This window comes from Methanimicrococcus hongohii (assembly GCF_032594095.1).
Lineage (GTDB): Archaea > Halobacteriota > Methanosarcinia > Methanosarcinales > Methanosarcinaceae > Methanimicrococcus > Methanimicrococcus hongohii.
Genome location: NZ_CP131059.1, coordinates 157,540 through 175,992, shown reverse-complemented (window position 1 = coordinate 175,992; position 18,453 = coordinate 157,540). Strand labels below are relative to the sequence as shown.

The 18,453-nt window shown below is 40.5% G+C and carries 17 protein-coding genes; 6 read left to right on the top strand and 11 right to left on the bottom strand.

Annotation, left to right across the window (positions count from 1 at the left end; translation table 11 throughout):
* Positions 1-131 precede the first annotated feature (131 nt).
* The 3 genes from MmiHf6_RS00830 to MmiHf6_RS00820 all read left to right on the top strand — a co-directional run bounded on the left by MmiHf6_RS00830 (position 132) and on the right by MmiHf6_RS00820 (position 2,576).
* A complete protein-coding gene (locus MmiHf6_RS00830) occupies positions 132-476 on the top strand; it encodes a hypothetical protein (RefSeq protein ID WP_316557829.1) in 345 nt (114 codons plus the stop codon).
* Between the two features lie 61 nt (positions 477-537).
* Positions 538-1,836, top strand: a complete 1,299-nt coding sequence (locus tag MmiHf6_RS00825) for a YcaO-related McrA-glycine thioamidation protein (RefSeq protein WP_316557828.1) — start codon at positions 538-540, stop codon at positions 1,834-1,836.
* Between the two features lie 65 nt (positions 1,837-1,901).
* The gene (locus MmiHf6_RS00820; protein WP_316557827.1) at positions 1,902-2,576 is read left to right on the top strand and encodes a TfuA-related McrA-glycine thioamidation protein; all 675 of its coding nucleotides are present in this window, start codon (positions 1,902-1,904) and stop codon (positions 2,574-2,576) included.
* A 2-nt stretch (positions 2,577-2,578) separates the two neighbouring features.
* Here MmiHf6_RS00820 and MmiHf6_RS00815 read toward each other — a convergent pair whose 3' ends face one another.
* From MmiHf6_RS00815 to MmiHf6_RS00800, 4 genes are all read right to left on the bottom strand, one after another.
* Entirely contained in the window at positions 2,579-2,857 is a 279-nt protein-coding gene (locus MmiHf6_RS00815) for a MoaD/ThiS family protein (protein WP_316557826.1), read from the bottom strand.
* A gap of 92 nt (positions 2,858-2,949) precedes the next feature.
* Positions 2,950-3,759, bottom strand: coding sequence for a HesA/MoeB/ThiF family protein (locus tag MmiHf6_RS00810; RefSeq protein WP_316557825.1), 810 nt, complete (start codon positions 3,757-3,759; stop codon positions 2,950-2,952).
* A 110-nt stretch (positions 3,760-3,869) separates the two neighbouring features.
* Positions 3,870-4,169 carry a DUF2769 domain-containing protein gene (locus tag MmiHf6_RS00805; protein ID WP_316557824.1) on the bottom strand — a complete coding sequence of 100 codons (300 nt, stop codon included), beginning with the start codon at positions 4,167-4,169 and terminating at the stop codon, positions 3,870-3,872.
* A 133-nt stretch (positions 4,170-4,302) separates the two neighbouring features.
* Positions 4,303-4,719 carry an HIT family protein gene (locus MmiHf6_RS00800; RefSeq protein WP_316557823.1) on the bottom strand — a complete coding sequence of 139 codons (417 nt, stop codon included), beginning with the start codon at positions 4,717-4,719 and terminating at the stop codon, positions 4,303-4,305.
* A gap of 88 nt (positions 4,720-4,807) precedes the next feature.
* On the opposite strand from MmiHf6_RS00800, the gene MmiHf6_RS00795 reads away from it, so the two are divergent.
* The 3 genes from MmiHf6_RS00795 to MmiHf6_RS00785 all read left to right on the top strand — a co-directional run bounded on the left by MmiHf6_RS00795 (position 4,808) and on the right by MmiHf6_RS00785 (position 7,534).
* On the top strand, positions 4,808-5,104 hold the full coding sequence (locus MmiHf6_RS00795; protein WP_316557822.1) for a hypothetical protein: 297 nt from the start codon (positions 4,808-4,810) through the stop codon (positions 5,102-5,104).
* 265 nt (positions 5,105-5,369) lie between these two features.
* The gene (locus MmiHf6_RS00790; protein WP_316557821.1) at positions 5,370-6,821 is read left to right on the top strand and encodes an aminotransferase class I/II-fold pyridoxal phosphate-dependent enzyme; all 1,452 of its coding nucleotides are present in this window, start codon (positions 5,370-5,372) and stop codon (positions 6,819-6,821) included.
* Between the two features lie 380 nt (positions 6,822-7,201).
* Positions 7,202-7,534, top strand: a complete 333-nt coding sequence (locus tag MmiHf6_RS00785) for a hypothetical protein (protein ID WP_316557820.1) — start codon at positions 7,202-7,204, stop codon at positions 7,532-7,534.
* A gap of 173 nt (positions 7,535-7,707) precedes the next feature.
* Here MmiHf6_RS00785 and uppS read toward each other — a convergent pair whose 3' ends face one another.
* From uppS to MmiHf6_RS00750, 7 genes are all read right to left on the bottom strand, one after another.
* Positions 7,708-8,571: a polyprenyl diphosphate synthase gene (uppS, locus tag MmiHf6_RS00780; RefSeq protein WP_316557819.1), complete on the bottom strand. Its 864-nt coding sequence runs from the start codon at positions 8,569-8,571 to the stop codon at positions 7,708-7,710.
* A 204-nt stretch (positions 8,572-8,775) separates the two neighbouring features.
* Positions 8,776-9,093 carry a DUF2551 domain-containing protein gene (locus MmiHf6_RS00775; RefSeq protein ID WP_316557818.1) on the bottom strand — a complete coding sequence of 106 codons (318 nt, stop codon included), beginning with the start codon at positions 9,091-9,093 and terminating at the stop codon, positions 8,776-8,778.
* 328 nt (positions 9,094-9,421) lie between these two features.
* Positions 9,422-10,108: a DUF8061 domain-containing protein gene (locus MmiHf6_RS00770; protein ID WP_316557817.1), complete on the bottom strand. Its 687-nt coding sequence runs from the start codon at positions 10,106-10,108 to the stop codon at positions 9,422-9,424.
* Positions 10,109-10,195: 87 nt separating this feature from the next.
* Complete coding sequence (locus MmiHf6_RS00765) at positions 10,196-10,669, bottom strand: radical SAM protein (protein ID WP_316557816.1); 474 nt, start codon at positions 10,667-10,669, stop codon at positions 10,196-10,198.
* Positions 10,670-10,713: 44 nt separating this feature from the next.
* The gene (locus tag MmiHf6_RS00760; protein WP_316557815.1) at positions 10,714-15,504 is read right to left on the bottom strand and encodes a DEAD/DEAH box helicase; all 4,791 of its coding nucleotides are present in this window, start codon (positions 15,502-15,504) and stop codon (positions 10,714-10,716) included.
* A gap of 90 nt (positions 15,505-15,594) precedes the next feature.
* A complete protein-coding gene (locus MmiHf6_RS00755) occupies positions 15,595-16,326 on the bottom strand; it encodes a DUF6994 family protein (protein WP_316557814.1) in 732 nt (243 codons plus the stop codon).
* 139 nt (positions 16,327-16,465) lie between these two features.
* Positions 16,466-18,364 carry a beta-CASP ribonuclease aCPSF1 gene (locus MmiHf6_RS00750; RefSeq protein ID WP_316557813.1) on the bottom strand — a complete coding sequence of 633 codons (1,899 nt, stop codon included), beginning with the start codon at positions 18,362-18,364 and terminating at the stop codon, positions 16,466-16,468.
* Between the last annotated feature and the right edge of the window lie 89 nt (positions 18,365-18,453).

The window sequence follows — 18,453 nt, the reverse complement described above, 5'->3', positions numbered from 1 at the left end:
ATCGGTTTTATCAATTTTCTTAAAAACGAACGCCGTTTTTTATCCAAAAATTCTTTCGATTTTGGGATTTATCGGGCGTTCGAGTTTATTTAGATTAAAGAAAAATGATGTTTAGGTTTGTCCGAAAATTTGTGCTGCCGCCGCGGGTCAGGCTTGCGTTTGCCGCTTGGAGTGCTGTTTCTGTTTCCGATTGGAGTCAGGTTTCTGTTTCCGATTGGAGTCAGGTTTCTGTTTCCGATTGGAGTCAGGTTTCTGTTTCCGCTTGGAGTCGGGTTTCTGTTTCCAATTGGAGTGTGGTTTGCGTCACACTTGCCGCTTTCAGCAGCCGCAGCAGCTGCCGCCGCAGCCGCCGCCGCAGCCGCCGCGCGAGCCGCATCATTTTTATTCAATTTTCATCAAAAAGGGCACCGTTTTTTCTCAATCATTCTCAATCCCATTATTCGGATTCATTTTTCGGATTCATTGAAAACTGTTAAATCATTTCGATTCGTTTTTCACGCATATTCAAATTGACTTTTAAATTCGTTGTGCGTAATCATGGAACTCAAATCTTGTAAAAAACTGTACCTCAAAGAAACTCACCGCATCAAGTCTCCCGAGGAAACCTTTGAAATTGTCGAGCCGCTGACGGAAACTGCCGGCATTACGCGTGTCGCCGACATCACAAAATTAGACCGCCTCAATATTCCCGTCTTTTCATGCATCCGACCGGGTGCCGCCGACGGCGCAATTTCCGTTTACAACGGCAAAGGCGCAACGCCGATTGCAGCGCGCGTTTCCGCAATCATGGAAGGAATCGAACGCTATTCGGCAGAATTTCAGGAGCGCAGCAGCAATGGCGGTAACAATGGCGGCGACGGCGACAGTAAATCACTGATTACCGGCAAATATCCCGATTTGGCGGAAGAATTTGAAGTTTTAGATCCCGTCGAACTGATTTTGCCCGAAGCAATCGACCCCGATGCCGTAATTCCGTGGACGCCGTGTTATGAAATGCTTTTGGATGACAACGGAAATCTTGTTCTTGAAGAACTTCTTGTTCCGGCCGCGGCTGTTTATCATCCGCTTCCGTCTCACCATTATTCGATTTTCAGAACCGGTACAAACGGCATTGCTTCCGGAAACGCTCTCGAAGAAGCGATTTTTCACGCCATGTGCGAAGTCATCGAACGCGACGCCTGGTCGCTTGCCGAAGCCGGAAAAACAGGCGGCAAACTGATCATTGACATTGACGATCCCGACATTTTGAACATGGTCCGCCTGTTTAATGATGCCGGCGTTGATGTTTTCCTTCGCGATATTACAAGCGACATCGGTCTCCCGACAATCGCGGCTGTTTCGGATGACGTCGAACTGAAAGATCCGACACTGCTCTGCCTCGGCATGGGAACGCATTCGTCGCCGAAAATCGCAGCGCTCCGCGCCCTGACAGAAGCCGCGCAAAGCCGCGCAACGCAAATCCACGGCGCGCGTGAAGACGCGACGATTGCAGATGTCCGCAAACAAATCGGTTACGAACGCACCAAACGCTTGAACGCGAAATGGTTTGACGAATCGGAAACGATTTCATGGCCCGAACTCAAAGATATTTCATCCGATGACTTTTTGGATGAAATCAAAAATACGATTCGCGCCCTCAACAATGTCGGTCTTCAAACCGTGATTGTCAAAGATTTGACGCGCCCCGAACTCGGAATCCCCGTCGTTCACGTGATTATTCCGGGAATCGAGTCTTTTGCGATTGATTCCGATCGCATGGGAATCCGATGCAAAGCGGCGCGCGCAAAAGCTTCAAAAACCGGCAGCAGAGTTCGAAAATATGTTCGTGAAACTTGAATGAAATATGTTGAAAAACCTGAATGAAATGTGCTGAAAAACTTGAATGAAATATGCTGAAAATTATGAAAAGTCAATCGATAATTGTTTTTCTCGGACCGAGTTTGGATTTGGAAACGGCCCGCCGGATTTTGCCGAGCGCAGACTTTCGGCCGCCGGCTTCCCGCGGCGATTTGGAGAAAGCCGTCGCCGAAAATCCCGATATCATTTGTCTGATTGACGGCGTTTTTTTCGAGCAGTGTTCCGTCGGTCACCGTGAAATTCTTTCCGCGCTCAACAAAGGCATTTTTGTCGTCGGCGCTTCCAGCATGGGCGCGCTTCGCGCATCAGAAACTGAATCATTCGGAATGGTCGGCATCGGAAAAGTTTTTGAACTTTATAAAAACAAAATCGTCGAATCCGATGACGAAGTCGCCGTCACTTGTGATCCGTTTACCAATGAAGCAATAACGGAAGCTTTAGTCAATATTCGGGCAACGCTTGAAAAAGCTGTATCTGCTTCAATTTTGACCGTTGACGAAAGTGCAAATTTGTTTCAAATCGCAGCCGAAATGTATTATCCCGACAGAATTTATGATTTTTTGATTGAAAAAGCGCGGGAAGACGATTCATTCGATGATGATCATTTGAATATTTTTGAAAAATGGATTGCCGAAGGAAACGCCGCCGATATTAAAAAAGAAGATGCGATTGCTGTTTTAAAATTTATTTCGGCGGAAATCCAAGAAGAATCAAATTGAGATCAGCCGCCGGAAACGGACGGATAAACGGTGACTTTATCGCCTTCATTTAAAACGTAGTCTGCTGCTTTGCCGGTCATGACTCTTTTTTTATTGACCTGGATTATCAGATGTTTTCGAAGATTTCCTTCTTTGTCAATGATCAAATCGGGATCACTCAATAAAGTAAACGCAAATCGGGTCATTAACTCTTTTACCGTTGATAGTGCCGGAATATCCATCTCAACCATACTTTCATTGAGGGTTGTGTGCATTCCGAAAATTGAAATTGAAACTTTCATTGTTTTCCTCATCTTTTTATTCTCGTTTTTGTTCTCTTTCGTTTTTATTTTTTCGTTTTTATTTCTTCATTCTTTTTCTTCATTCTTTTTCTTCATTTTTTGCCGCAGCATTGGCAATCTTGTTCTTTTTCAATCTCAATCGTTTCAAAATTGTTATTAAACCCGTCCCAAATAAACAGTTTTCCGACATTCCTTTTTCCGGCATTTGTTATGTATTTGATAATTTCATTCGCCTGCATGGAACCGATAATTCCTGCTGTCGCGCCGACAATCGGAAATATGATCTTTTTATTTCCGTTCATATTCGTTTCATCTTTTTCTTCATCTTTCTCATCATCTTTTTCTTCATCTTCTGTTTCCGGAAACGCGCAGAAATAACACGGCCCTTCTTCCGGATAAAATGAAGCGAACTGTCCTTGAAATCCTGAAACGGCGGCATGAAAATAAGGACGTTTCGTTTGAACTGCAAATGCTGCAAGAATTCTTCGGGTTTGATCGTTATCTAAAGCGTCGACGATAATTTGACAATCGCCGACCAATTCTTTAATATTTTCTTCAGTCAGTCGATTACAAACGGAATACACTTGAATTTCGGGATTCATTGATTTTAATTTCTCGGCGCCCGAATCAGCTTTTTTTCGTCCGATATCTTCTTCACGGTGAAGAAATTGACGATTCAAATTCGTCTTATCAACAACATCGCAGTCCAGCAAAACGATTTTTCCGATGCCGGCTGCCGCCAAATATGTCGCAACGGGAGATCCGAGACCGCCCGCGCCGGCGATGAAAACGGATGCGTCCGCTAATTTTTGCTGCCCGGCTCTTCCGAAAAGCGGCAGTTGCCGGTCATATCTTCCGGCGGCGGGCGTGCTGCAGCTGCATTTTGATTCCTGCTGATTCATATTATTCCCGTTAATTCATAAATTCAAAATCGGATTCAGTATTCAATACTAAATTCAGTTTTATACAAAATTATACAGATATACAAAAATATACAAAATTCAATAATCATTTAATCTGTTCCGCGGCAGAACTCTTCTCCAACCATCGCAAATTGTTTGTAAACGGCGCATTTTCCGCATATACAAACGGTATTGTCTTCTTTTTCATTTTCAAAATCTTCGGCTTCAACAATTGTTCCGAGCGCACCGTTTTCATCGCCCGATCCGTAAGTCGGGCAGCTTCCTTTGGCGCAGTACATAATGTTTCCGTAATTCGGGCGCAGCGAGCAGGTCGGACAAAGACAGGCTTTGGAATGATGAAATGAAGCGCAGACGCCGAAATATTTCCCGAATTTTTGTTCCTGTTCCATAAATTTTCACTTCATTTTTATTTTTTGTTTTTTATGTTTGTCATTTTTATTTTTATTTTGTTTTTATGCTTCTCGTTTTGACTTTATGTTTTTTATTTTTATGTTTTTAATTTGATTTAGAATAATTTTAAAATTATTTTGTCAGCTGTTCATTGATTTGCTTCAAATATTCAGCTTCTTTTGATTTTGCCGAATCAACGATATCGTGCGTTGTTCCGCCGCCGTCGCCTTCGTAGCGCGGAAAAATATGAACATGCGTATGCATGACGGTTTGTCCTGCCGTTTCATATGTGTTCATACCGATTGTCAAACCCGTTATGTTTTCCATTTTATCCATAATCTGATTGGAAACTTTATTGACGGCTTCAAAAAGCTTTCCTGATTCTTCCGGCGCCATTTCAACAAACGCGTCAGAATGTTTTTTCGGAATCACAAGCGTATGACCGTCGGCGCAAGGATCAAGATCCAAAAAGGCGAGCACGTTTTCGTCTTCATAAACTTTGTAGCAGGGAATTTCGCCCGCGATAATTTTACAGAATATGCAATCCATTTCAAGCACCTGATTTTTTTTGATTAGTTGATGAATGTATTCAAAATCATTTAATCTTACCGTTGTTTTAAAATCGTGTTCACAAATTTTGCTCGCGGCCGACCTTCTGTCGGTCTCTCACAAAATTTCAGGGTTGCAGTGGGAGGGTGGTGTTTGTAAAAAATCGCTTCGCGATTTTTCGGGCTTCGCCTGGCGCTTGGAGAGTGTGCAGGTTTGCGCTTGGAGTGTGGTGTTTGTTTGCAGCGGGAGGGAGGTGTTTGTTTCCGACGGGAGGGATGTGTTTGTTTCCGGTTGGAGGGAGGTGTTTGTTTGTGCCGATCGCCAGGTTTTCCGTTTGCGGCAGCAGCTGCCGCCGCCGCGCGCGAGCCGCTTCGTTTTCATTTGATTTTTAATCAGGCTCTCGTTTTTATTTATTTTTTTCAAAAGCAACGTCTGATTTTCAACTCAATTTTTCACGGAACGCTCAAATTTTGACATAAAGGACTAGTTTTAAATATTGAAATTGATTATGCACTTTGTTTAATTTATTTTGACGGAAAAAGGCGAAAGCGGATATCGAAAAACACCTCTGTTCCAAAATATCTGTTTTAAAACTGTCCCCATACCGTTTTTCTTCTCTTGTTGAAATAAATCAGAGGTTATAACTGTAGATGGACCAAAATGCTACCCCCATTATCGATGCATTACGTGAATATGACAAAAAAAATATCACGTCGTATGATGTCCCCGGCCACAAAAGAGGAATCCGCGAAGACGATTTCCAAAAACTGGTCGGCAAAGAAGTTTATTTAATGGATGTAAATTCGCCCGTGGGATTAGACAAATTCGCTCACCCCAAAGGCGTTATCAAAGAATCATTAGAACTTGCCGCCGAGGCTTACAAAGCCGACAACGCTTTCTATTTAGTCAACGGAAGCAGCAGCGGCGTTCAAATCATGATCATGACCGTCTGTTATGACGGCGAAAAAATTCTCATCCCGCGAAACGCGCACAAATCCGTTACAAATTCATTGATCCTTTCAGGCGCCGTTCCCGTTTTCATGGAACCCGAAATCAATCAAAACTTCGGTATCGCAAGCGGCATGACGCTGAAAACAGTCCAAAAATACGTCGAAGAAAATCCGGACGCAAAAGCGCTTTTTCTCGTTTATCCGACATACTACGGCGCGTGCGCCGATATTGAACAAATCATTGAATACGCGCACAGCAAAGACATTGTCGTGATGGTGGACCAGGCGCACGGCGCGCATTTTTCATTCTCTTCATCACTTCCGAAGTCCGCCGCCGAATTCGGCGCAGATTTAGTCGTCGCAAGCACGCACAAGACAGGCGGCTCGCTCACGCAAAGCGCAATGCTTTTGCACAACGAAGGCTTGGTCAAATATCATTCCGTCAAAAAACGCGTTCTCATGTTTCACACGACAAGCCCGAGCTATTTGCTGATGGCGTCTCTCGAATCGTCGCGCAAAATGCTTGCAACACAAGGCGAAGAAATTTTCAGCGAACTCGTTCACGAATGCCGGAAATTGAAGAAAGAAATCTCAAGAATCCCCGGTCTTTCCGTTTTGGACGAAAACGAAGGCGTGACGACAATGACGTACGATCCGACAAAAATCGTCATCAACGTGACGAAACTCGGTTTGGACGGATTTGACGTTTACGACATTATGTTTGAAAAATACGGCATCCAATTGGAGCTGGCAGAGCCGACAATCGTTTTGGCGGTCATTGGAATCGGCGACACAAAAGAAACCGTTTGGAAACTCGCCGACGCTTTCAGAGATCTGGCGGAAACCTATTACGGCAAACACGAAATCCTGGATATTCCCGAAGAAATCGTTTACGTGCCGCCTCAAATCATGTCTCCGAGACAGGCTTTTTACGCCGACAAAATTTCCGTTGACATCGGAGAAGCCGTCGGGCGCGTTGCCGCCGAAGCCGTTATGATTTATCCGCCCGGAATTCCGATTTGCATCCCCGGCGAATTGATCACGGCAGAAACGATCGATGAAATTCTCTATTGCCGCGAAAACAGCGACTGTGTTCAAAAAGACAGCAAAGAGCCCGATAAAATTCTCGTCGTCGATGAAGGCGATGAGTAATATTTCATTTTTTTCTTTTTCATTTTTATTTTTTCTTTTTTTTCTTTTTCGTTTCTTTCATTTTCGATTTTGCGTTTTCTGCGCTGCCGCCTCGCGCGAGTCGCATCATTTTTATTTAGATTTTTAAACCCGACCGTGTTTTTTTTATTTTTGGAAAAACCCAAACATCCAATTTCAGAAATCGGTGAACCTGAACGCCCGATAAAACCCTAATCCTAAATTTTGATTTTGGAAAAAAGAAGGCGTTCCGTTTTTGAATAATTTTAATGAAAGACGATGTTTCAATTGATTTAGATTGAGTTTTATCTCAAACACCGCCCCCTCCAACGACGCGTTTCCGGAGCGCAGCGGAGGAAAGAAGGAGTTGGAGATTCTTTCCCATGAAAAATAAAAACACAAAAACATATGCAGTTTACAGTTATATTCGATTCCGGCAAAGCCTGCCAATCTGCAACTGTCTTTTATTGCTGTCGGCTCCTGCAAAGCCTGCAAATCTGCAACTGTTTTTTGGTTTGCTGCCGGCAATCAGGTTTGCATTTCCGCCTGCATCTGCTCTTTTTTTAGTAATCCGTTCGCATTCGCGAACGTGCCGCCGTCACCTTCAGGTTTCTGTTTCCGCTTGGTTTCAGGTTTCTGCTTCTGCTTGCAATCAGATTTGTGTTACAGTTGTCACTGCTGCCGCCGCGCGCGATCTGCACAATTTTAAAAAATAATCAATAAATGCTCATCCATTTTTTAAAAATAAAAAACAAATCCATCCTCATTTTTTCATAAATTTGTTTCAAAAACAGCGTCCGCTCTTCATTTAATTCTCAAAAATTGTCGCCGTCACGCGCGCCGCCGCGGTCAAAACACAGCGCACTGCACCGCTCACCGCTCTCGCAAATTAGTCGTTTTGCGCCGCCAAAAACGCCTCGACTTTTTTCAGCCGCCGCGCTTCATCTCTTGCCCGCTCTTCTTCCATTCGGCGATAAATTCTCAGCACGTAAAACAAGTCTTTAAACGTGAATTCCGGCCAAAATTTGTTGTAGTAACAAACGATTGCATTGTTGCCGTTTGCCTGCCACGGCAGGAAATTGGAAGTTCTGTGTTCGTCACCGGTTCGAATTAAAAAATCAACGCCGGGAACAACTTCGTCGGAGAACGGGAAAAGATATTTGGAAATTTCATCGTCGGAGAGAAAATTTTCTTTCATTTCTTTCGTTTTATTTGAATTATTCGTTTCATTTAAGTTCTTTGAATTATTCAAATCAACAACATCTTCCGCTATTTTTTCAAACGCCTGCGTTATATCATTTCGACCGCCGTAAGCCAGCGCGACATTCAGATACATCTTGTCGTTGCCGGCTGTTTTTTCTTCCAAATCTTTGAACGCTTTCAGCGTTTTTTCAGGCAAGTTGTCGGTCTCACCGATCATTCTGATCTTGATTTTTTTGCTCAGAATCTTTTCATCGGTTGAAAGTTTGTAAAGCATCTTTTCAAGAAGATCAAAAATGCGCTCCACTTCCGCGGGATCGCGCTTGAAATTCTCGGTTGAAAAAGCGTAAATGGTAATGTGTTTTATTTTTGCAAGATACGTCCAATGAAGAAGATTTTCAACCGCGGAAACGCCGACGGTGTGACCCCATGTCGCTTCTTTTCCCTTTCTTTGAGCATATCTGCGGTTGCCGTCCATAATAAAAGCGATATGCTGCGGAACACAGTCCGTTGAATGAAGAAATGTTCTTGAATTGGATTTTCTTTTCAGCATGATTTAAGGCAACCGTTTATTTTTTTGATTCTGTTCAACAAAATAATAAAAAATCAAACAACCAAACAATAAAACAACCAAACAATAAAAACGAAGATATCTCCAACCCTAAAAAAATAAAAAAGAATGTCGTAAAACATTTATCCGGCATTCTTTTTGTTTACTTTTTACGAAATACGAAACAACAAAAATAACGTGCCCGAATTACTGGGCGGTATGGGTGAGAATTGCTTGGACAACCTGTTTGTAGTCATCCTTCAATGAATAAATATTGTGATCGCCGGTAACGTTAATGCTTAAGATACCGAGTCTCGTATTCATTAAACCGACCATAGCTGAAACGCCTCTGTAGCTGACATCACAGCATTCTTGTTCCAAATGCTTGTAAACGTCGCCGGTCGTGAATTTGTCACCCGTAATAAACAAATTCAAAACAATTTTTCGTATTCCGTTTTCATCTCTTGAAAGGTACTTTTCTAATCTTTCCCTGACTCTGTCTTCTGATGATTGCAGCCCTGACACCCCTCTTGTATCCCTTTATAACTGGTTTTTGGGTTTTGCGGCACCCCAAAAGGCGCCTCGGATCGCCAATTTTTGCGCAAATATTAGATATGATTCGATTGCTTTTGAATTTTAGAAATCGATTAAAAAAACGTTTTTTATTTGACGCAGCCGACGAAGTATAACTCCCTTACAATTAACTCGGTCGAATTTTATAATTGTTTATGCAATCCGTTTTTGCAAGTTATTCCGCAATATTAATGTCCGATAAAAACGGCTTTAAGCTTGCGGATGAACAATCCCTATACAGGTTAATCCTTTATAAGTTTTTACGCGCAAGCTTTAAATATTAGAAGATTCGCTCGCTGCCGACAACGAAGCCGCCCTCAAACGGATATTGCTCAATTATCCAAAGCTGAACATTTTCAAAAACAGCCCCGTCCTCTTCAAAAATCAACGCCAGTTCCTCAACAATTCCGGAAGCGGTCTCGACAATGTTTTTCTCTGAATTGATCGAATAAGCTTCTTCAGGCAATTCATTTTCCCGTAAAAATGAAATAATTTCATTCAAAAACGCATCCGGAACTTTGATTCTTCCGAAAATGACCGTTCCGTCTTCAGTAATCTCATCAAAAGGACGCGCGAACTGCTGCGCCGTTCGAAGAAGTCGAAGCCGAAGCTGAATTGCATCTTTGTAGCGGGAGGAGCAGAAGTTGATGTTGGCGCAGCTGCCTGCTGCCGCGTTGTTGCCTGCTGACGCACTGCCGTCTGCTGTTGCTGTGTTGCTGCTGCTTGCTGCTGCCGTGTTGCTGCCGCTTGATGCCGTGCAGTTGTCGGTCGCCACGCTGTTGATGTCTGCCGCCAAGCCGCTGCTTGCTGCCGCGCTGCCGCTGCCGCCGCAGACCGCTTCAAACGCGCGCGCCGCAACTTCGGCAGATCCGAGTACTGTGTTTGATTCATCATTGATCAAAACGTAGCCGCGTTTTTTCATTTCTTCCGCGTTCGTGTCCGAAAATTCCAATTCATTCAAATTCAAAAAGCAGCCGGCATTTTTTGCAAATTCGGCGACGAATTCGGCGCCTTCAATTGCCGGAATTTCAAAACCGGCGCAGATTCCGAATTTCTATGCCGCGCTTAATGATTTTTCATAAGAAGAGCCGGACATTTTTTTCCAAATTTCAATCGGCGGATGGAATCTGATTTCATCTAAACCCGCATCCGCGAGTTCTTTCAAATCGTTTTCACTCGGCGCAGTCGATGTATAAAGATGAATATGATGATTTTTACCGAATTCATTTTTCAAAAGGTGAATGTAATGAATCACTCTTTCAAGTTCCAAAAGCGGCTCGCCGCCCGTAATTCCCGTTCCTTCGGCGTTCATGGACCGCGCTTCTTCCAAAACGTCCGAATCCGAATAAACGGCGCGCTCGTTTGCAAAAATCACGTCTTTATTTTTCCGTTCAACTGAGAGCGGGCAAAAGAAACAGGTTTTTCGGCAGATGCCTGTGACGAATAAAACCATCTTCGCGCCTTTTCGGCAGCAAAGGCAGCCGTCCGGTAAAAATGTGCTGTAAGATCCGCTTTCATCAACTTGCATTTTATTCTCCCATCTTATTCGGCTTATCTTGCTTTTAATTCCGTTTATGTGTTTTTGTGAATCTGCACATCAATTGCGTCATCTTCACTCCGTATTTCATAGATTTTTTCCGGTTTACCATAAACGTTAACCGATTGGTGACTTGTGGAGAAAGTATTATCCAATAAATAGTTTTCATTATCAAAAATGATTTTTTCGATAGATTCTGAATGTATTTCTGTATAATCTTCTGTTTCTTTACACAATTTTTCCACTTTCTTTATTAATCTTAGATTTTGCACTTCTTCAGTTTGATCGTCTGGCATCAAGATAAACAAATAATCCCTTGCGCGGCTAATTGAAACATTAATTATGTTTAATTTATTCAAAAACATATCCGGGTGTGAGGATATTTTTGGGGGCGGGTTAAATACTGCAATTATAATATCGCATTCGTCTCCTTGGAATCCGTGAATCGTTCCCACTTGGATATCAACATTTTTGGGCAAGTTGCTGGATGCAATAAATCTATCAATTAAATCCGCTTGTGCTCGATATGGTGCAATAATTCCAATTCTTAATTTTTCATCTTTACTTAATAATTCAATGTTTGATGACAGATGTTTTGCAAATTCAAATGTGAATAGAGCGGAATACATCTGATAATTACTTTTGCTATTCAGCCTTTTGGGGCGATAGATACTTTCATATTTGCTCACAGGGAATTTTATTATATTTAGTGGCTTTAAATCTATGAAATCTTTTATTGTAATTTTCTTTTGATTTTCTGAAACACGATGATGTTGAAGAACGCCGCCGTAAGCAAAACGGCTGAATACTTCCCCAATATTCGGAACACTCCTATATTGTGTTGTCAAAAGTTCCACTTTGTATTTGTGAGGGGTTGTTTCAGGTTGTACAAATGAATTTAAATTAACCATTGTATAGATGTTTTCATTTTTCCAAAGATCTACTGAAGTAATCGGTTCTATTTGGAACGGGTCACCTGCAATTATAAATTTAGTGGGTGTTTTTTTATAAAGCGGATATATTATATTGACAAGCGGTATCATCGATGCTTCGTCAATCACAATGTAATCCCATTTTAATGCACTTAAATGCAAGCGTGACCCGTCATCAGGTAAGAAATAATCATAGGGGAACCGTGCCATCGTTGTTACAGTTACATTTCTTGGAAATGTCCTGATATCAAATGTTTTGTCACGATAAACGCCGATATCTTCTATATTTGTGTCATCAGTTGTTCCGAAACGAACAAGCCAATTCAAATAATCTTTATCATCGCCCATCCATTCCATTATGCGATTTACGAGAACATCTGCTGCTTTGTTAGTCGGCGTTAAAACAAGAACTTTTAAGTTTTCTGTTTTTTCCATTATTGGCATTAACACATCTTTGGCAATGTATGTTGTTTTACCTGTTCCCGGCGGACCGAAGATAAAATCAATATTTTCACACAGATTATCATGCATATTGAAGTCGTCCTCATACGGCAATGCATTAAATTGTCTTCTGAGTTCATCCAAAAGAAAAACAGGATTTTTAGCTTCTATTCGAGCTTGTGTTACAGTTGATAAATCAATGTCACTGATGTCTGCATTTGTTCTCAGTTTTACTCTTAATGTATATGATTTTACATTCACCACTTCTATTGCAACCTGTTTTTGTTTGTCTCCATAATGCAATGTAAGCGGAATGTCTGCAAGATCTTCCATAGACTGTGGAATATATCGATTGGGATGTTTCAATATCAGTGTTCTTTCTGTGCCTTTTTCATGTTCTACTTGTGCGAAACTAATTGATACTTCTCGACTTTGTGAATTGTTTCCCGGACTGTTTTGAAGCTCAAGTTCAAGCAATGCTTTAAACCAACCAAAAGTGTATCGTTCAGCACTTTGTGCTTTGTTGGTTAAGTCTTCAAGTCTTTCAATTTCTTCTATTTCTTTTGCACTTTTTTGTTTGGCTTGCTCAATCTTTTTGCTATAATCAACGACAGGTTTGATAAATTCGTCTTCATCTGAATCAATTACATCAGTATTATCACTCGTTTGATTTTCCGGTTCAAACAATTTCGGATGTGTTATTCGTTTTGTAATGTCTTTTACTACACGTTTTATTTCGGGAGCTAACTCATTATTTTCAATTTCTCCGTTTTGTTCTAAGTCAATTTCATCAGTGCTATCAATACGTTTTCTTTCTCGATATTCCTTCGCAGCTTTTTGTAATACTTCGGGCGGAACATCTGAATATGTATCAGCAAATTCAATTTTTGCACGTTGTTCTTCTGTCAAGTAATCTTCTATTTCATCATTTTCAATGATTTCTTCACGAATATTAAGAAACTCAAGCAAATCACTGGCTCTTATATGCTGTATGTCGTATTCTTGAGATAGTGATTGAACTGTAAGATCTTCGGCTGATACGAATTCACCATCTCTATTTAATAGCCAAGCATAGGTGCGTAAACGTATTATTTCGGAAGAGTCAAAAAATTCTTCTTGATCAGTTCGATAAAAATATTCATGTCTTCCTCTTAATATTCTATCTAATTTATGATAATAATTTGATGAAATAATGCTTAGTAATTGATTCCAGAGAATATATGAAAAATTTTGATCTTTGTTATCCTGAATATAATTAAGGACTTCTTGACAACCATCTATATGATACTCTTTCCATTCGTTGGTTCTTGTTGAAGATGTCCAATTATATCCTCTTCTATGAGCCTCATCCCAACTTAATTTGTTCATTTCTATACTCGGTTCTGTCTTTGCTCCAAGTATCTCAAAAAAGCTATCTAAACTCTTTTTTTCATCTTTGCCTACTTGTTCTAGGTATTCATCATATTTTATAAAACGGGTTTTTGGTTTTGGTTTAAACCACACTTTCAATTCATCAGTTGGAATGTAGAGATCGCTTGCTTTTCCTCTGTAAACTGTATCTTTGTCCTCAGATGAAAATCTTATAAATTTACAATCCCAAATTAAACCAATATATTCATCCATTTCTTCCGTTTTACATTCTTTATAGTATCTATAAAATTTCTTAAAATGTGAACTCGTATCTATACCTTTATTATTTTCATACAATGGCAAAATTATATTGTATATTTCGTCTCGGAGTGATGGTTCTGTAATCCCAAGTTTTTTTATAAAGTTAAACGTATTTTCATTTTCAATTAATTTTGTATTAATTGTCATATAATTTTCAGACATATCTGATGGCAAAAATAAAATAAGTTGTTCATTCTTATCAAATGCTGAAACTGCTTCTCCTTCCTGATTCAAAAATATCGGTTTTTCTTTAATAAGATATGTTCGGGTATTAGTTTCTGAAATCCATTTATAGAATGCATGTAACCATTCATCAGATTGGGCTTCAATAAAATCCGCAGTAATTCCCTTAATAGATGTTCCATCATCATAACTCCACCCAGTAATTATGTCTTCTTCATTAAGCCACACTATTATTAATGAATCAATATATTCGGCAAGAGCTTTGTTATTACGACTTTTTTCATCACGTCCAAATGAAGTGAAAACCCATTTTGCATTAGGATTACCCATAAGCATTGCTAATTGTTCATTTGAAAATATTTCAGTAATTTTGGGCACCGCTGCCCAACATGCATTTTCTGTTTTTACATATCCGCAGGAACTTGGCAATAATTCTTCACTGCTTATTTTTTCCAAAATTTTTGTATAAAACGGCTTAAAAGAAATCCTGCTTTTATCATCCACATCATTAAACAAAGACTCATCATAGGGAATTATGTCAAAAATATCATCATTAATTAATGTATGATCTTGTTCTTGCCCTATTTTTTTCAAAATCAATAAACTGTCAGCAGCTAACTCTGCTAATTCTTTAATCATTTTTTTATTATGGGATTCAGCTGCTTTTATTCCTTCACGACTATCAGTTAATAGAAACGGAGCATGAATCACAAAATTGAGCCCTGTTATTTCTTTTGTGGGAAAATAACAGAAAGCAGGTTTAGAAACAGGCATTAAATTCCCTTTCTCATTTAGAAAAAAGCCTACAGAATATGTATAGTTATTTTCATTTGTTCGAGATATTAGCCACAAATTGTCTTCATTATTTATTTCATCACATTGTTGGGAAAAACGCAAGAATTGAGCAGTTGCATTTTCGAATTCTGCCGTTTTATTAACAGTCTTGTGATAACTCCCCTTGGACGAAGCTATTTCGTAGGTGATTTCTTTAAGATTTTGTAAGAATAAAATTGGATAAGTCAAAGAATGCAATTTTTCAGATATGTCAATATATGCTTCTTCTTTCCCTTTTTCAGCAAAATTAAATGGGAAGTAAAAAAGAGTTTCATTTTCATTTCTGCCTTCAAAATCATTGTCAAGGCGTACAGGGACAATAAATCTTTCAATTTTGAAAAATATTTCCGGATCATAAATATGCGGTGTTTGTGTATATTGAAACACAGCTTTGAATCCGACACCAAATTTTCCAATAGATGAATCCGTTGTTTTATTTGAATTTGCAATAGCAGTAATAGCATTAATGTCGCCTAAACAACCATTTTGTGTATCTTCATCTTCAGTTGCAGGGTTAGAGATCAAAAATCTTTTCGTACCGTTATGGGTAAAAACAAGCCCTTCTTTCCGTAATTCAAAATGTGCTTTAGTTGCTTTTGTATCATCCGCATTTTGAATTAATTCGTAAATGAAGTGAGCTTGATCTGAATATTTATCGACCACACTCTTTTTTACTCCACGCATTGAAGGTTTTTCAAGCGTATTTGCACTTTCAGAACGATCAATATACAAAGCTGAAAAATAGTTTTCATTAAATTTATCCATGCTAGTGCTATATATGGATTTTATATAAACATCTTGGACATCTATTGTTTGACTATGATTGTAAAAATGAGATAGATAATTTCTCTCACTTTATTCTTCATAATTTATTGCTTCATCAATTCGTTTATTGCGCGCTTTTATGAAATTTGAAGCATTTTCCATATATATTTTGTATTCATCAGCATCTTTCGGCAGAGGAGGTGTTATCCCAAATTCTTTAAAAGGAAGCCAAAAAGATACTTGTTCTTTATTTTCATCGACAAGATCATCAAGAAGAAAGAATTCAACATATCCTTTGAAATCTGAGAATAGTCTGAAAAAATCGCTGTATCTGTTCAGACAGTAAATTAAGGGGCTTCTCTCTCCAATGTACCAGCGTCTTATACACTCAAGTGTAAAATCAAAACGGTCCAATAGATTTGGATGTGTCCCACGTTCTTGATTTATTGTTGTATTCATATTTATTTGATTTGCAGGAAATATGATGTAGCTGCCAATTGTACAACCTAAATCAAAGAATGCATCAATGTCTTCCTGTGGTACATCTTTGACGACTTCAGAAATCCTTTTCCATGGTTTCTTGTCCCAGAATGTAAATGTATGAGTGATTGCATCACTTGATAAGGAAAAGCTGCCTAAATCTGATTCATGAAATAGTCGATAAGGCTTGTTTTCGTTTGTCTGAAGGTCAAACATCTTTCCACAAGGCAATGATTTGCTCCAAAGCAGTTGATGGTAGTCACGTAGGATAGAATCAATTGCATCAGGATCTTTGCCATTACTATAATCTGTCCTGTATGATGTGTCGATTTTCATTTTCATTCTCCAACGAACCTGTAAAATGGGATTAAAAACGCTATTTATTATTAATTTTGAAATAATTAATGTTCGTTTAAATATAAATCGAAAAAAGAAAAATAAAGAAAGAAAAAGAATTTGAATCAATATGAATCAAATTCGTTTACAAAATCCTGAACGTTTCCAAATTCACAAGCGGCTTGCAGTCAATTCTGTTTTTCTTGCGAAGCGATTCCGCAAGTTCAATGCATGACTTTTCATCGCCGTGAACCGTGAAAATGCGCTCGGGTTTGGGCTGCATCTTTCGGATGTATTCATGAAGCTGTCTCACGTCGGAGTGACCGGAAAAACCGTCAATCGTCTCAACATCCATGTTGACTTTTACAGTGTTGTTGTTGCCGACAGCAATCTCGGACCAGCCTTTTTGGAGGCGGCGGCCGATTGTTCCGTCCGCCTGGTAACCGACGAACACAAGCGTGTTGCGCTCATCCGGCGCCAGCTTGTAGAAATAACTCATGACAGGTCCGCCCGTCATCATACCTGATGTTGCGATAATAACACACGGGTGCGGCTCTTCCAAAATCTTTTCACGCATTTCTTTTGAATCGACCTGCTTGAAAGACTCCGACAGGAACGGATTTTGACCTTTCTGGAAAATCTGTTTTTTGAGTTCGCTGTTCAAATATTCGGGGTGAGTTGCATGAATTGCAGTTGCTTCCCAAATCATACCGTCCAAATAAACGGGAACGTCCGGAATGAAACCTTTACGAATGGCTTCTTCCAACACAATCATGACTTCCTGACTTCTGCCGACAGCGAATGCCGGAATCAGAACGGCGCCGCCGCGCTTGACGGTTTCGCGGACGATTTTCTGCAAATTCTTTTCGGCATCTCGAAGCGGCGTTTGAAAACCGTTGTTGTTGCCGTATGTCGCTTCCGTAATCACGGTTTCGACACGCGGGAAACGGTTGACAGCCGGGTCGAAGAGGCGCGTTTTCTCATATTTGTAGTCGCCCGTAAAGACAATGTTGTGGAGACCGTCGCCGATGTGGAAGTGCGCAATGGCTGATCCGATGATGTGGCCGGCGTTGTGGAACGTCAGCTTCATGTCAGGCGCGATGTCCGTCACTTCTTCGTAGTCGAGCGGAATCATGTGAAGCAATTCTTTTTGAATTGTTGATGAATCGTAAGGCACCTTTTTGCCTTCTTTTGCGGCGATGTCGACGTAGTCAAGCTGAAGCAGAACAGTCATGTCTCTTGTCGGCGGCGTGCAGTAAACGGGTCCGTCGTAGCCGTATTTGTAAAGCAGCGGGATGAGTCCCTGGTGGTCCATGTGCGCGTGTGTCAAAACAACAGCATCAAGCTCGTTGAAGTTGCTGACTTCGGGGACGTAAAGGTAAGGCGTTTTGTCTTCTGCGCCTAAGTTAACGCCGCAATCGATCATGATTTTGGATTCGGGCGTTGAGAGAAGATAACAGCTTCTGCCGACTTCAAGGCTTCCGCCGAGTCCGGTCACGCGGATCCATTGGTCCTGGTTCGTGCATTCGCGGTGGATTTTGCGGCCGACGTCGCGGAGAATTTCTTTTCTTTCTTTGAGATTGTTTCTCATAAAGTCGCGGACATTCTTGACCGTTTTTGATTTGATCGGCGGTGTTCGGGCGACTTTCGGAATCCATCCGATTTCTTTCGTAATTTCACGAAGCGTGTCGCCGTGTTTTCCGATAACGAGTCCCGGTTTTTCGGCTTCAATAATCACTTCGCCGGAGTCGGGGTCAAAATAACAGTTTGAAATAACGGAATCTGCCGGAACGATTTTGTGAATAATTTCGACAGACTTTTCGGGTTCTGCCAAAACTTTCGGATCGGGACGAACCGCGATTCTGATTCGAAGTGCTTTTGCCAAGTTTCTGATGATGTTTCCGTCATCGGCAAACTTCTTCGGCTCTTCCGTGTAAAGAACTAATTGGGGACCTTCAAAATTCACGCCTGAAATGGTTACGCCGTCAGGCAGATTTTTTTCTATTTTGTTTCGAAGGTCAGCTAAAACGTCATCTATTGCCATTCTTTTCTTCCTTTTTTTAAAATGAATAATTATATCGTATGCTATTGATTTTGAGTCTGTTGAATTTATCTGAAAAATGATTTTATGAC

What these genes read in the sequence shown, in the direction of transcription:
- MmiHf6_RS00825 (WP_316557828.1), top strand. Translation starts at nt 538, where the DNA reads ATGGAACTCAAATCTTGTAAAAAACTGTACCTCAAAGAAACTCACCGC.
- MmiHf6_RS00820 (WP_316557827.1), top strand. Translation starts at nt 1,902, where the DNA reads ATGAAAAGTCAATCGATAATTGTTTTTCTCGGACCGAGTTTGGATTTG.
- MmiHf6_RS00815 (WP_316557826.1), bottom strand. Translation starts at nt 2,857, where the DNA reads ATGAAAGTTTCAATTTCAATTTTCGGAATGCACACAACCCTCAATGAA.
- MmiHf6_RS00810 (WP_316557825.1), bottom strand. Translation starts at nt 3,759, where the DNA reads ATGAATCAGCAGGAATCAAAATGCAGCTGCAGCACGCCCGCCGCCGGA.
- MmiHf6_RS00805 (WP_316557824.1), bottom strand. Translation starts at nt 4,169, where the DNA reads ATGGAACAGGAACAAAAATTCGGGAAATATTTCGGCGTCTGCGCTTCA.
- MmiHf6_RS00800 (WP_316557823.1), bottom strand. Translation starts at nt 4,719, where the DNA reads ATGGATTGCATATTCTGTAAAATTATCGCGGGCGAAATTCCCTGCTAC.
- MmiHf6_RS00790 (WP_316557821.1), top strand. Translation starts at nt 5,370, where the DNA reads ATGGACCAAAATGCTACCCCCATTATCGATGCATTACGTGAATATGAC.
- MmiHf6_RS00785 (WP_316557820.1), top strand. Translation starts at nt 7,202, where the DNA reads ATGAAAAATAAAAACACAAAAACATATGCAGTTTACAGTTATATTCGA.
- uppS (WP_316557819.1), bottom strand. Translation starts at nt 8,571, where the DNA reads ATGCTGAAAAGAAAATCCAATTCAAGAACATTTCTTCATTCAACGGAC.
- MmiHf6_RS00765 (WP_316557816.1), bottom strand. Translation starts at nt 10,669, where the DNA reads ATGCAAGTTGATGAAAGCGGATCTTACAGCACATTTTTACCGGACGGC.
- MmiHf6_RS00760 (WP_316557815.1), bottom strand. Translation starts at nt 15,504, where the DNA reads ATGGATAAATTTAATGAAAACTATTTTTCAGCTTTGTATATTGATCGT.
- MmiHf6_RS00755 (WP_316557814.1), bottom strand. Translation starts at nt 16,326, where the DNA reads ATGAAAATGAAAATCGACACATCATACAGGACAGATTATAGTAATGGC.
- MmiHf6_RS00750 (WP_316557813.1), bottom strand. Translation starts at nt 18,364, where the DNA reads ATGGCAATAGATGACGTTTTAGCTGACCTTCGAAACAAAATAGAAAAA.